Annotated in this window: 13 protein-coding genes and 1 tRNA gene; 2 read left to right on the top strand and 12 right to left on the bottom strand. The window is 66.5% G+C overall.

The genetic code is table 11. The annotated features are described in order from the left end of the window. Position 1 precedes the first annotated feature (1 nt). From nadC to U4960_RS01865, 3 genes are all read right to left on the bottom strand, one after another. A complete protein-coding gene (gene nadC / locus U4960_RS01875; protein ID WP_324261920.1) occupies positions 2 to 865 on the bottom strand; it encodes a carboxylating nicotinate-nucleotide diphosphorylase in 864 nt (287 codons plus the stop codon). A 106-nt stretch (positions 866 to 971) separates the two neighbouring features. Beyond that, entirely contained in the window at positions 972 to 1,775 is an 804-nt protein-coding gene (locus U4960_RS01870) for a LytR/AlgR family response regulator transcription factor (RefSeq protein WP_324261919.1), read from the bottom strand. After that, the gene (locus U4960_RS01865) at positions 1,772 to 2,974 is read right to left on the bottom strand and encodes a sensor histidine kinase (RefSeq protein WP_324261918.1); all 1,203 of its coding nucleotides are present in this window, start codon (positions 2,972 to 2,974) and stop codon (positions 1,772 to 1,774) included. Before U4960_RS01865 ends, U4960_RS01870 begins: the two co-directional genes overlap by 4 nt. A gap of 93 nt (positions 2,975 to 3,067) precedes the next feature. Between U4960_RS01865 and U4960_RS01860 the strand changes: the two genes are divergently transcribed. Next, positions 3,068 to 3,691, top strand: coding sequence for an HD domain-containing protein (locus tag U4960_RS01860; RefSeq protein WP_324261917.1), 624 nt, complete (start codon positions 3,068 to 3,070; stop codon positions 3,689 to 3,691). A gap of 3 nt (positions 3,692 to 3,694) precedes the next feature. Here U4960_RS01860 and U4960_RS01855 read toward each other — a convergent pair whose 3' ends face one another. The 9 genes from U4960_RS01855 to U4960_RS01815 form a co-directional block, all read right to left on the bottom strand. After that, positions 3,695 to 4,657, bottom strand: coding sequence for a hypothetical protein (locus tag U4960_RS01855; protein ID WP_324261916.1), 963 nt, complete (start codon positions 4,655 to 4,657; stop codon positions 3,695 to 3,697). Between the two features lies 1 nt (position 4,658). Beyond that, on the bottom strand, positions 4,659 to 5,354 hold the full coding sequence (locus tag U4960_RS01850) for a DsbA family protein (protein WP_324261915.1): 696 nt from the start codon (positions 5,352 to 5,354) through the stop codon (positions 4,659 to 4,661). Between the two features lie 10 nt (positions 5,355 to 5,364). Then, positions 5,365 to 6,732 (bottom strand): M48 family metalloprotease, encoded by a 1,368-nt coding sequence (locus U4960_RS01845; RefSeq protein ID WP_324261914.1) that lies wholly within the window; start codon positions 6,730 to 6,732, stop codon positions 5,365 to 5,367. Between the two features lie 9 nt (positions 6,733 to 6,741). Beyond that, positions 6,742 to 7,665, bottom strand: coding sequence for an alpha/beta hydrolase (locus U4960_RS01840; protein ID WP_324261913.1), 924 nt, complete (start codon positions 7,663 to 7,665; stop codon positions 6,742 to 6,744). A 110-nt stretch (positions 7,666 to 7,775) separates the two neighbouring features. Continuing rightward, the gene (locus U4960_RS01835; RefSeq protein WP_324261912.1) at positions 7,776 to 9,506 is read right to left on the bottom strand and encodes a PAS domain-containing protein; all 1,731 of its coding nucleotides are present in this window, start codon (positions 9,504 to 9,506) and stop codon (positions 7,776 to 7,778) included. A gap of 116 nt (positions 9,507 to 9,622) precedes the next feature. Further along, positions 9,623 to 10,027 carry a DUF2141 domain-containing protein gene (locus U4960_RS01830; protein WP_324261911.1) on the bottom strand — a complete coding sequence of 135 codons (405 nt, stop codon included), beginning with the start codon at positions 10,025 to 10,027 and terminating at the stop codon, positions 9,623 to 9,625. Between the two features lie 17 nt (positions 10,028 to 10,044). Further along, a complete protein-coding gene (locus U4960_RS01825; protein ID WP_324261910.1) occupies positions 10,045 to 10,779 on the bottom strand; it encodes a sterol desaturase family protein in 735 nt (244 codons plus the stop codon). A gap of 55 nt (positions 10,780 to 10,834) precedes the next feature. Beyond that, entirely contained in the window at positions 10,835 to 11,341 is a 507-nt protein-coding gene (locus U4960_RS01820) for an MmcB family DNA repair protein (RefSeq protein WP_416379089.1), read from the bottom strand. Positions 11,342 to 11,399: 58 nt separating this feature from the next. Further along, positions 11,400 to 11,789 (bottom strand): hypothetical protein, encoded by a 390-nt coding sequence (locus U4960_RS01815; protein WP_324261908.1) that lies wholly within the window; start codon positions 11,787 to 11,789, stop codon positions 11,400 to 11,402. Positions 11,790 to 11,968: 179 nt separating this feature from the next. Here U4960_RS01815 and U4960_RS01810 point away from each other — a divergent pair. Further along, positions 11,969 to 12,045 (top strand) — tRNA-Arg (locus tag U4960_RS01810). Positions 12,046 to 12,049 lie beyond the last annotated feature (4 nt).

Raw genomic sequence — 12,049 nt, 5'->3', positions numbered from 1 at the left:
CTCACAGCGCGGTGAAGTCCAGCCCGATATCGGCGGCCGGTGCGCTCTGGGTCAGGCGGCCGACCGAGACGAAGTTCACGCCGGTTGCCGCCTTGGCTTTGATGGTCTGGAGGTTGATCCCGCCGCTGGCCTCGGTCGGCACCCGCCCGCCGACCAGCGACACGGCGGTGCGAAGCGTTTCGGGTTCCATGTTGTCGAGCAGCAGGCGGGTCGCGCCAGCCACCAGCGCCGGTTCGATCTGGTCGAGCCGGTCAACCTCGCAGATGATTTCCCTGACCCCGGCCTCGACCGCGCGGCGCACCGCCTCGCCAACCGAGCCTGCCACCAGCACATGGTTGTCCTTGATCATCGCTGCATCCCACAGCCCCATGCGGTGGTTGCTGCCCCCGCCCATGCGGACCGCGTACTTTTCAAGGATACGCAGACCCGGGATGGTCTTGCGGGTATCGAGCAGGGTGCAGGCGGGATTATCCATCGCGCGGACATATCGCTGCGTCAGGGTGGCGATGCCGGACAGGTGCTGGACGGTGTTGAGCGCGCTACGCTCGGCCGTCAGCATGGCGCGGGCATTGCCTTCCAGCCGCATCAGGTCCGTGCCTGGCGGCACCTCCTCGCCCTCGCCGACCAGCAGCTCGATCGCCATCTCGGGATCCAGCGCGCGGAAGAAGGCCTCGGCAATCGGCAGCCCGGCGACGACGATCGGATCGCGGCTGTCCATCACGCCCGAGAAGCGCGCGTCGGCCGGAATCACGCTGAGCGAGGTAACGTCGCGGCCGCCGCCGGGAAGGCCTTCGCCCAGGTCTTCGGCAAGGGTTTCGCGCACGAAGCGGTCAAGATCGAAGCCGGGGAGAGTAGAGCTGGTCATAGCCTACCCATAAACGGAGCCGCAGGCTCCGCAAGGTCGCCCGCAGCGGGCGGGGCTCTGCCGCGCGTCTGGCGAGGACGAAGCCGCGGATGCGGCTTCGCCTCAATCAGTGCACGAAGCGGGCAACTACATCGCGGTAGCTGCGCGAAACCTTCACCTCGGCGCCGCTTTCCAGCACCAGGAAGCATTCGCCATTGGTGTGGGGGCGGACCTGGCGGACCTGGTCAAGGTTGACGATGGTGCTGCGGTGGACCCGCTGGAAGGTGCGCGGGTCAAGCCGGCGTTCCAGATCCTTCATCGTCTCGCGCAGGATCAGCGAATTGTCGCCGGTGTAGATGCACATGTAATCGCCGGCAGCTTCGATATGCTCGATCGACGCCACTTCGACGCGGAAGATCTGCCCGCGGTCCTTGATGTTGATCAGTTTCTCGAACCGGTCGGCGCTGTCGGCCGATCCATCACTCTCGACGAACTCCTCGGCCGCTTCGGGGGCAACCTCGCTGAGCACGGTCATCAGCTTTTCAGCTTCCTCAACCCCGCGCTTTTCGGCCAGCCGCTGGCGGACCCGCTCGATCGTGTCGGCCAGCTTGACCTCGTCGACCGGCTTCATCAGGTAATTCACCGCATTGGCCTCGAACGCGCGAATGGCGTGCTCCTCGAAGGCGGTGACGAACACGAACAGCGGCGGCTCGATTTCCATCACGCCCTTGACCACCGAAAACCCGTCAAACCCCGGCATCTGGATGTCGAGAAAGACGAGATCGGGCTTTTCGGTCTTGATCGTGCGGATCGCCTCGCGCCCGTTGGCGCAAGTGGCGATGATCTCGACGTCCTCGAACCGCTCGAGCCGCAGTTGCAGGCCCTGGATGGCGAGTTTTTCATCATCGACGAGAACAGTGCGGATGGTCATGTCAGGGCTCCAGGAGTGGGGGCAGCGGCCAGCCCGGGCTGGCTCGGAGCGGGAACGCTTGCCATGCGTGTCGGTGCCGACATCGGTGCAGTTTTCTCCGCCGTTTCATAGGGAATCTCGATGATGACGGTGAACCCGCCTTCGGGAGGCGTGCGTATCTCGAACCGGTGCTCTTCGCCGTAAGCCTGCGCCAGACGGTTGCGGATATTGGGCAGGCCGACGCCGGTCGAGACAGTGCGCCGCCCGGTCACCGCATCCGGCAGGGGGCGCCGCCCCGGGCCCTGCGCACCGGGCCCGGTGTCGGAAACCGCCACCCGCAACCGGTTGCCCAGCACCTTGGCCGAAACGGTGATTCGCGCGCCTTCTTCCTGCGGGGTGACGGCATACTTGATGGCGTTTTCGACCAGCGGCTGCAGCAGCATGGCGGGCAGCAGGGCCTGTTCGGCAGCAGGCTCGATATCGAAGTGCGTGCGCAGCCGTTCCTCGAACCGCATCCGCTCGATGTCGAGATAGAGCTGCAGGGTCTCGACCTCCTCTGCCAGTGGGATCGTGCCGGTCAGCTCGGTCAGCAGGGTATGGCGCAGGAAGCCCGACAGGCGGGTGAGCATGGCATTGGCCGGCTCGGTCTGCTCGAGCAGCACCAGCGTGCTGATCGAATTCAGCGTATTGAACAGGAAATGCGGGTTGAGCTGGTAGCGCAGCATGGCGAGCTGCGCGCTGGTGGCCTGCGCCTCCAGCCGCTCCAGCCGGTCAGCCTGCTCCTCCACCTGGAGGAAGAAGTTGATCGCGTAATAGAGCGCCGACCAGGCCCCCAGCAGCGACAGGTTGAGGAAGAATATCCCGATGAACAGCTGGGCAAAGCCCGTTTCCGCATTGCTGCTGTAAAGCCCCAGCACCCAGCTGTCGATGAAGGCGTGGAGGCTGACCGCGACCAGCAGCACCGCTGTCGTCGCGCCCCAGGTGACCAGCGGACGGCGATTGATCAGCTGGCGGAAAATCGGCGACAGCAGCAGGCTGAGCGAGAAGCCGGTGATCGTGGTGATCAGGATCAGCACCAGGAAACTGGCGGGCTGGCCATTGGCAAAGGCCGACATGGCGCGCAGCAGCAGCACCCCGCCCCAGCCGGCGAACTGCAGGGTCCAGAACGCCCGGTTCTTGTCGGCGAAGAACGGCGTGGGCTGAAAGGGCATCAGGGCCATCACTGCCGGTCTTAGCCGATTTCTGCACGAGCGTCAGATGTGTTTTGCGCTGCCGGGCGCGTGCGCTACACTCTGCGCCGAAGGAGAGAGGCCATGAGCACAGGCGAAACGCTGGAACAGGGCGCGCATGAACGGGCGAAGTTCCGGGCGATGAAGGAAGGCACGGCCGAAGACTGGGCGATCATCGGCACACATTTCAAGGAATTCGCCCCGGGCGTGGCTGACCGGGTGCTTGACCACCTGCGCCTGCTCGATGGCGATTTCGGCGGCTTCCCGGTCGACCGGCTGGAGCATTCGCTGCAGACCGCCACCCGCGCGCACCGCGACGGGCGGGACGAGCAATATGTCGTCATGGCCCTGCTGCACGACATCGGCGATACCCTGGGAAGCTACAACCACCCTGATGTGGCCGCCGCGATCATCAAGCCGTTCGTGCGCGAGGAGCTGCACTGGATCTGCCAGAACCACGGCCATTTCCAGGGCTATTACTACTTCCATTATCTCGGCATGGACCAGAATTCGCGCGAGAAATTCCGCGATCACGAGCATTTCGAGGCCTGCGCCGAATTCTGCGAGAAGTATGACCAGTGCGCGTTCGACCCTGACTACCAGAGCGAGCCGCTTGCGTTCTTCGAGCCGATGGTCCGCCGGGTCATGGCCCGCCCGCTGCGCACGCTCTACAAGTTCGATGAACCGCAGGCCGAAGCCGCCGAATAAGGGCTATCCGCCGGTCTCCCGGCGGAAATAGCGAGACCAGTCAGCCCTGCCTTCACTAGCCCGCGCGCGATCGATCAGCGGCAGTTCGCCAGCGATCATCTCCGCGCGTTCGTCCCACCCGGCGTGGGTGCGCTTGCGCAGCAAGCCCCCGCCGTGGTCCGGGCCCCAGCGGCGCATCATGCGCACCGCGGCTGCGGGATCGTAGCCCGCGTTGGCCAGCAACCACGGGGCCAGGCGGTCAGCTTCTTCCTCCGTCCGGCGGACATTGCTCCGGCTGCGCCCGTGCCGGTCCAGCCAGGCACGGTGGCCGAGCAGATTGTGCGCCAGTTCATGGGCCACGGCAGCGGCGAATTCCTCCTCCGGCCAGTCAAACCCCGGGAACCGGTCCCCGACCAGCACCCGTTCCCCGTCTGCCGCAGCCCGCTCGCCGATTCCGGTCACTTCGAACCGGCTGTGACAGGCGGGGACCGACCGAACGGCAGCAGAGGCAAGGCTGCCGCCGGCCTCCTCCCACGTCAGTTTGGCTTCGCCCGCGCGAGCCAGCGCCTGCTCCAGCGCGGCTTCGATTTCCAGAAGCCGCTGCCATGGCGGCTGCGACGGCGGGAACGCGGCGGCAAGATCGCGCGCCTCCAGCCGCTTCAGCGTAGCGCCAACCGGCACGTTGCTGCGAGCTGCCGGGGATCCAGCCGCCACTGCCTGCACCGCTACGTCCCCCGCAAGGCCAAGCGCGGCGCGGGCAGCGGGCGGATCGGGGTAGGTAGCGGCGTCGTGAAGCAGGAGCCCGGTCGCCGGCACCGTGCGGGTGCAGAACGGTGCGTTGCCCGTCACCAGCCGCCACCCGGCGTGAAACAGCGCCTGATCGCGCTGCTGGAGAAACAGATAGGGTGAAGCTTGCCCGGCGCGGGCCAGTGGCGGGCTGGCCAAGACAAGCATCGCGCCCGCGATGATCGCGAGCAGCGCGCGCATCTCAGGTGCCCTTTGCCTGATCGATCGCCCGCTGCAGCGATTCCGGGCCGACCGCGCCGACCAGGGTCTGCCCGCCTGCCACCCAGCTGGGCGTGCCGGTGAAGCCGAGCTGATCTGCCAGGGCACGGTTCTGGGCGATCTCCACATCGACCTCAGGCGAGACCGCATAGGCCCGGGCCGCTGCCAGATCGAGCCCGGCCGAGCGTGCCGCCGCTTCCACCCGCGCGGGATTGGGCGGACCCTGGATGAACATGGCGTTGTGGAAGGCGGTGTATTTGCCCTGCTTCGCCGCTGCCAGCGCCATCCGGGCGGCTTCCTCGCTGCCCTGGAAGATCGGCCATTCGCGGATCACCACCTTGAGCTGCGGATTGGCGGCAATCAGCTGCTCGACGTGCGGCAGGCTGGTCCGGCAATAGGTGCAGCCATAGTCGGTGAACTCGACCAGCGTGACCGTGCCCTGCGGATTGCCCAGCACCGCACCGGGGAAAGCGCGGGTGACATCGTCGCCCACGTCAGCGAGCCGCTTGGCCGACTGCTGCTGCTCGAACGCCTCGGCCATTTCAGGCAGGATATCGGGGTTGGCGACAAGGTACTGGCGCACCTGGCTATCTCCCAGGCCGCTCAGCGACCACAGGGCCGCCCCGCCGAAGCCGGACAGGAGCGCGACCAGCGCGGTGAGAAACAGGGTGCGTGCCATGTGTCCGGGGCTAGCGGCGGTCGCGCTGCTGTTCAAGCGCAGCGCGGGCCTGGAGCGAAATGTCCTGCGCCCGGATCCAGTCGGGGGTGCCCCGGGGCAGGCCTGCCTCGGCCGCCTGGGCACTGCGCAGCGCAAGGGTATACTGCCGGCTCATGACCTGCTGTTCGGCGCTGGCGAGCCGCGCCCGGGGAATGTCGCCCCGTGCGGCAAACACCACGCCCAGCTGGTACCAGGCAAACGGGTTGTAGCGATCACGCGAAACCGCCGCCCGCAAGACCCGCTCGGCCTCCGGGTGATGGCTCGAATCCTCGGTCGCCAGCAAGGCATGCCCGAACATGGACGCGATCAGCGGCTGGTGGGAAGACAGCTCGGTCGCGCGGCGCAGGGGCGCGATGGCCTCAGCCGGGCGGCCCGATTCGAGCAGGACCTGGCCCTTGAGTTCGAGGAAATAGGGATCGTCCGGATCGGTTGCCAGCAGGCTCTCGACCTCCACCAGCGCCCTGTCCATCAGGGCCTCCTTGTGCCAGGCATAGGCCCGGGCATAGCGCGCCGGCACATCCTGGCGCTGTTCAGGAAAGGCCTGGAGCACGCGCTGCGGTTCTGCCTGATAGCCGTAGAGCTTGGCCTTGATCCGCTCGAACCGGCGCTGGAGCACCGGATCGTCAGGCGCTGTCCAGGCCGGGTCTCTTTCGTAGACATCACGCAGGGTGGAAAGCCGGTCACCGGTCAGCGGGTGGGTGCGGACGAAGGCCTGCTCGTCATCCTGGCTCACGCCGTAGCGGAATTCCTGGTTCTGCAGCTTCTTGAAGAAGGCCAGCGAGCCGCGCCCGGAAATCCCGGCAAGGGAAAGATATTCCGCCCCGGCCGCGTCGGCAGAGGATTCCTGCACCCGCGTGAAGGCGAGGAATTTGCCCATTGCTGCACGCTGCCCGGCCATGATCGCGCCGATCGCTGCGTCACCCGCCCCGGCCAGCGCGGCGCCGACGCCGATCAGCAGGGACAGGATCGAAATCCCGGTCGCGTTGCTGGCACCTTCGTCATAGCGGATGATGTGCCCACCGGTGATGTGGCCCAGTTCGTGGGCGATCACGCCCTGCACCTCGTTGGCGGTATCCGCCGCCTCAATCAGGCCGGTGTGAATGTAGATCGCCTGGCCGCCCGCCACGAAAGCGTTGATCGAACGGTCGTTGATCAGGACGATGTCGACGTTACCCGGGGCGAGACCGGCGGCCTCGACCAGCGGAGCGGCCATGTCCTGCAGCAGCGCCTCGGTCTCCGCATCGCGCAGGATCGATTGCGCCTGTGCCGGGGTCGCCACCAGCGAAAACGCAGCGAGAATGGCAAGACAGCGGGCGAACAGGAGGGCGGGGAGGCGCATTGCGGCAGGCTAGCGCATTTCTGCCTGAACCGGAACTGAAGCCTCAGGCAGGGTGTCGAGGAAACCGAGCGCGGCATCGCGCACCCGCGTGTCTCTGGCAAAGGGGCGGGCCAGCTTGAGCACGGGCCCGGCGTGATCGACCTGAGGCAGGATAACCAGTTCCGCCCGCGCCCCGGCGTCGGTCAGGGCCTTGGCCAGCACGCGGCTGTTGCGCGGTTTCACCGTGGTGTCTGCATCGCCGGTCAGCAGCAGCATCGGCGGGGCATCGCCGCGCACGAAGGTGATAGGCTGCGTCGCCGCCGGATCGCGCACGTGGCCAAACGCATTGCGGGCAGAATCGCTGGTGAAGGGATGGAAATCGTAGGGACCGGCGAGGCCGACGACGGCCTTGACGAAGCCATCGGGCAGGCCCTGCTGGCCCAGCCACTGCCGCTCGAGCCCCAGCATCGTTGCGGTATGCGCGCCGGCGGAATGACCCATCAGGATCACCTGCCGGGGATCGCCGCCGAAGCGGGCAATCTCAGCGTTGGTCCAGGCCAGTGCTGCCGCGCCGTCCTCCAGCATGCGGGGGTAGATGCCCTCGGGCCCAAGGCGATAGCCGGGCAGGACCACGACATAGCCGGCGCGGGCGAAGGTGCGGCCAACGAAGCGGTAGTCTTCCGGCCTGCCCGAATGCCAGCCGCCGCCGTGGAAAAACACGATCACCGGGTGCGGCCCCGGTGTGTTGGGAGCAATGATGTCGAGCCTTTGCGCAGGATCATCGCCGAAAGCGACGCCGCTGGCCGCAACGGCGGTTCCTTGCGTGGTGCCGATCGTGCGATCCGCCCATTCGAGCAGGCCGACCGCACCGGTGGCGTGGGCATATCGCCATGCGCCAAGCAGAGCCACGACCAGAACGAGCACGATGGTAGCGGTCCAGCCGATCCAGCCCATGCGCCGTGTTCCTCTGCCGAAAGCCATACCGGCTTCCCTCTAGCGGGCAGCAAGGAGGGGTGCCATGCTTTTCGACGGTACCGGATGGATCGCTGTTCAGGGGTGAATGATCAGCCGAGCAGGCGGCGCGCGGCCCGCTCCACCAGCGACACGTCGTCCGGTACTTCGCCGAGCACGACAATCTCGCCACTTTCGAGCCGGCGGATCATCACCAGGCCGAATTCACTGCCCTCCGGGGCGATGTCGCCGAAGCCACGTGGCTCCATCTCGCGCAACTTGCGGGCCAGTGCTTCGCGGGGGCCGTCGGCGGCCTCGGCTGGTTTGCCTGCTTCCTCGCGGCGGAGGCGGCGCTCGGCCTGGACCACCCCCTTGAGGCCGCCTTCGGCCTGGCGCAGAAAGCGCGTCAACCCGCCCCGCTCGATCCCGCTGCGATGCGCATGGGACAGCACGGCCGCATATTCGGTCAGGCGGGTCTTGTCGTAATCGGCACCGAACACCAGCTTGACGACTGGCGTCATCGGCGCGCGGTCCTGCACGGTCAGGCCGTTTTCGGCGACCAGATCGGCAAATTCCTGCGGCTCTTCCATCGCAGCCAGGCTGACATCGTAAGCGCGGCCCACTGCCTCGTACAAGGCGGCTCGGCTGCGATCCTCGCTGCTACGGGCGGCGTGGGCCAGCTCGCGCGCTGCCGCGAGACAGTCGTAAAGGCCGACGGGGCCGTCTTCCGCACCATCGGCAAAGCCTGCTTCAGGCGCGCTCGCGCCGTCACCATCGGCCGCCTCGCCCGGTTCCACCACGGCCTCGAACGGACCCGGCGAATGCCCTGCGCCCGGCAGATCGCTGTCGGCAACGGCAATTTCGGCATCATATCCGGCCAAATCGGCTTCCTGGTCGATGTCGAGTTCGACGTCGAAGCCGGCCGGTTCTTCCGCCCAATCGTCTTCTGCGGGATCATAAGCGCCCGAAGGGCGCGGCGAGGCACCAAGCAACGAGGCGAAGCGCGATTCGGCGACATCCTCCTCGGCGGCATCATCGTCGTCCTCATCCTCCAGCAACGCCTCGACATCCATGCCGAACAGGGGCTGCGGCAGCGGATCACCGTCATAGCCATCATCGAATTCGCCGTCGTCGTAGGTGGACAGCGGCAAATCGGCCACGACGGCACCAGGGCCATCGGCCCAGTCGGTCACGGGAAATGCAATGTCCTGCTGGCCGAGTTGCGGCAGCGGGACCGGATCGGCGGCTTCTTCCAGCGCCTGGTCGATCTCCAGCAGGAGCTCGTCCGACGTCATCTGGTCGGCCATTTCCTTCCAGTTGATCACGCCGTAAATGAAGTCGATGGTGTCGTCGTCGCTTGAGAACGGCAGCAGGATCCCCCGGTAGAGAATCGTTGCCCCGCGCTGGTTGACGAATTCGGCTTCGAATCCGATCGGCGCCTGGTTTGCGATAATCTGGAGGTAATGGTCGGTAATCCGGCTCAGCAGAGAGCGAGCAGGCACATCCGACAGCTGGCCGATTGCATTGTCGGTGCCGCATTCGCGCGCCAGTTCGCGCCCGAGATATTGCACGGCCGGGTTGTCGATCCCGGCGGAGAAGTCGAGCAGCACGCTGTAGGGCCCGAAATCAGGCAACTGGTCCGGCTCGAGTTCCTCGATCGACGGAAAATTGCGATCCTGCAGCTGGCTCGCCCAGAAATTGTAGGCGCGCACCTGCATCCGGCGTTCGTCGGTTCCGATGCCCGCCGGTGGCGATTCGATTCCGGTATCGTCATCGCCGGGATAATCGTCGCGCCCGTCGTCATCCAGCCGTGATGCGTCGAAGTGTCCGCGCAGTGTGTCCATGACCTGAGCCAAGCCCCCATGTGGTTCGAGAACCTGTTCTGGCGGGCCATGGTAAACATACCGTTAAGTTGCGCGCACACCTTTCCGGATGACGTCATGGTGCCGGCAGCACAGGATCAGAGCATGTATCGCATCCGGATCGACTGCCTGACCGGGGCCGCGCCGACTTCGAACACCGCATCGCCGAACTTGGGCGGCCCCATCTGGACCTTGGCATCACGCGAGAAGCCGAACCCTTCCTTCGGCATCATTCCCAGCGCACGGTCGGCCTTGCCGTTGCTGTTCTCGTCATGCAGCAGGGCAATGGCATAGCGGCCGGGCTGCACACCGGTGAAGGTGAGGGTGACCGAACCCTTGGCCGGAACGACCGCGCTGTGGGCCCCGGCAACCCCGCGGCACCGGGGGAATTTCCCGGCGTCGGTCGTCATGCAGGCGCGCACCACCCCTTTGGTGGAGCGAATCTCCGCCACCGTCACCGTCACATCGACCCCGGCCGGCTCGGCCGCGCCGGACAGCACCATCGCCCCGCCGGCCAGCGCTAGCGCGCAAAGCTGTCGGACAGGCCGCGATCGGTCTTGCACAGGCGATCCCAGAAACGGAAATAGAGGCCATAGTTGCATAGATATTGCTCGTGATGACGCTGATGGTGGCTGGCCGTTATCAGCCAGTTGCCCAACCTGGAGTTAACAAGAGCGCGGGGGAACATTTCCCAGCCCATGTGATTGGTCACCCCCATAACAGTCATGGTGGCCAGTACCAGCCCGAGCACCGCCACGTGAACCGGGACGAAGAACACCAGGGCCGGGATCACGAAGGCACCGGTCAGCGCCTCGATCGGATGGAAGCTCATGGCCGCCCAGGCTGTCGGCGGGCGGCTGTCATGGTGCACGGCATGGGCGATGCGGAACCACCGCGGACGGTGCATCCAGCGGTGCGTCCAGTAGAACCAGGTGTCGTGCAGGAAGAGGTAGATGAACAGCGAAACCGGCAGGTACCACAGCGGATAGTCGCCGAACCCGGTGTATATCTGCGTCCAGCCACGTTCCTGCCAGCCCCAGGCGACCACCCCGGCCGGTACGCCGTAGATCGCGGCGGACAGCAGCGACCAGCCGATCTCACGCCGGATCTGCGGCCTTAGTCGGGCGTAGAGCCCCGGGCGGACATGGCTGGTGGCCCAGGCAAAGGCCCCGCTGGTGACAAGATAGCGCAGCGCGACAATCGCGGTCATTGCCAGGGCGGAGGTCACGACAGCCAGAATAAGTGCGACATTCATGCGCGCCAGCCTATGCCGCAGCGAAGCCCACGCGAACAGAGCCTATCTCCAGCGACTATTCGGACGGCACCCAGGGCGCACAATCCGGATCGCGGGCGACCAGCTGCCGGCGCAGCGCCGCGCGGGCCAGCCGTTCGACCTCGACCTTGCGGCGGGCCGGCGCGAGCGGATGGAGCGGCGCAGGACGAAGAATCTCCGCATCGTAGCCGTCCGCCACGATCACGCCGCAGCAATCAGGCCGGAAGTCGGCACCCTCCAGTGGCGAACGGTCGAGCAAGGGGGGCAAGCCCCAGAAAAACCGGTCACAGAAATCCAGGTAATCGGGCCACTTGCCGTCTCCCAGCAGGTCCGCCCGCGCGACCTTGATCTCCACGATCACCACCTGCCCCTTGGCATCGATGCCCATCAGGTCGGCCCGGCGCCCGTTGCGCAGGGGCATTTCGGGCAGGCACCAGATATCGTTGCGGGCAAACAGGCGAGCGATGCCGCGGGCGACGGCACTGGCGTCTGTTGCTGGCACCGGATCGGGCGGAGAAAAGGGTGCAGGAGCAGGCCGGGGCATACCTCAAGCATTGGAACATAGTGCGAACAAGGTCAACCCTTGCCGCTCGCCCGGCCTGTCAGGCACTCCTGCGTGAAGTGCCTTCCGCCGGAACCAGTCCGAGCACCGCGGCCCGCGCGGCGTGGAATTCCTGCCACAGGGCCAGCGCCGGAACCCGGGCATCCTGCCCGCGCGCGTTGACCGCCAGCAAGGCCGCAAGGCCCGGCTGCATGATTGCTGCAATGTCCGCCACACCCTGTTCCACCGCGGCAAACCGGCGGGCGCCGGCATCGCGGGCGAGCCCGGGAAAGGCGCGGACGGCGTGCTCGGGCACCTCGGGTGCCAGCCCCGCGAGAGCCGCGACAGCTGCCGCCGCATCGTGCAGCGCAGCCCAGCGCAGGCTCAGCGCCTGCCAGGTGCGCTGATCGACAGAGCCGCTTTGGGCGGGGTGGGGCGAAGTGCTGGTCATGGTTGCCGGCCAAGTCTTACGGCAGGGCACTTGCCAAATCGCTAATAACCGCACGAAATGCACGGCCCGACGCAGGCCGCCGGCTGACAGGTCGCCCGCAATTTCGCCCGCCATATTCCACTGGCCACCTCCGCCCTGCTTTGCTAAGCGCGCCCCTCGTCGGCCTTGCCGGCCTCAGAGCACCCGTAGCTCAGCTGGATAGAGTACTGCCCTCCGAAGGCAGGGGTCACAGGTTCGAATCCTGTCGGGTGCGCCATTTT

Source organism: Altererythrobacter sp. H2 (assembly GCF_035319885.1).
GTDB lineage: Bacteria > Pseudomonadota > Alphaproteobacteria > Sphingomonadales > Sphingomonadaceae > 34-65-8.
The sequence above is the reverse complement of the archived record's forward strand: the minus strand, read 5'-3'. Positions and strand labels throughout refer to the sequence as shown.

Bases quoted from the DNA above. Each gene is read 5' to 3' on its own strand.
- nadC (WP_324261920.1), bottom strand. From the start codon at position 865: ATGACCAGCTCTACTCTCCCCGGCTTCGATCTTGACCGCTTCGTGCGC.
- U4960_RS01870 (WP_324261919.1), bottom strand. From the start codon at position 1,775: ATGACCATCCGCACTGTTCTCGTCGATGATGAAAAACTCGCCATCCAG.
- U4960_RS01865 (WP_324261918.1), bottom strand. From the start codon at position 2,974: ATGGCCCTGATGCCCTTTCAGCCCACGCCGTTCTTCGCCGACAAGAAC.
- U4960_RS01860 (WP_324261917.1), top strand. From the start codon at position 3,068: ATGAGCACAGGCGAAACGCTGGAACAGGGCGCGCATGAACGGGCGAAG.
- U4960_RS01855 (WP_324261916.1), bottom strand. From the start codon at position 4,657: ATGCGCGCGCTGCTCGCGATCATCGCGGGCGCGATGCTTGTCTTGGCC.
- U4960_RS01850 (WP_324261915.1), bottom strand. From the start codon at position 5,354: ATGGCACGCACCCTGTTTCTCACCGCGCTGGTCGCGCTCCTGTCCGGC.
- U4960_RS01845 (WP_324261914.1), bottom strand. From the start codon at position 6,732: ATGCGCCTCCCCGCCCTCCTGTTCGCCCGCTGTCTTGCCATTCTCGCT.
- U4960_RS01840 (WP_324261913.1), bottom strand. From the start codon at position 7,665: ATGGGCTGGATCGGCTGGACCGCTACCATCGTGCTCGTTCTGGTCGTG.
- U4960_RS01835 (WP_324261912.1), bottom strand. From the start codon at position 9,506: ATGGACACACTGCGCGGACACTTCGACGCATCACGGCTGGATGACGAC.
- U4960_RS01830 (WP_324261911.1), bottom strand. From the start codon at position 10,027: ATGGTGCTGTCCGGCGCGGCCGAGCCGGCCGGGGTCGATGTGACGGTG.
- U4960_RS01825 (WP_324261910.1), bottom strand. From the start codon at position 10,779: ATGAATGTCGCACTTATTCTGGCTGTCGTGACCTCCGCCCTGGCAATG.
- U4960_RS01820 (WP_416379089.1), bottom strand. From the start codon at position 11,341: ATGCCCCGGCCTGCTCCTGCACCCTTTTCTCCGCCCGATCCGGTGCCA.
- U4960_RS01815 (WP_324261908.1), bottom strand. From the start codon at position 11,789: ATGACCAGCACTTCGCCCCACCCCGCCCAAAGCGGCTCTGTCGATCAG.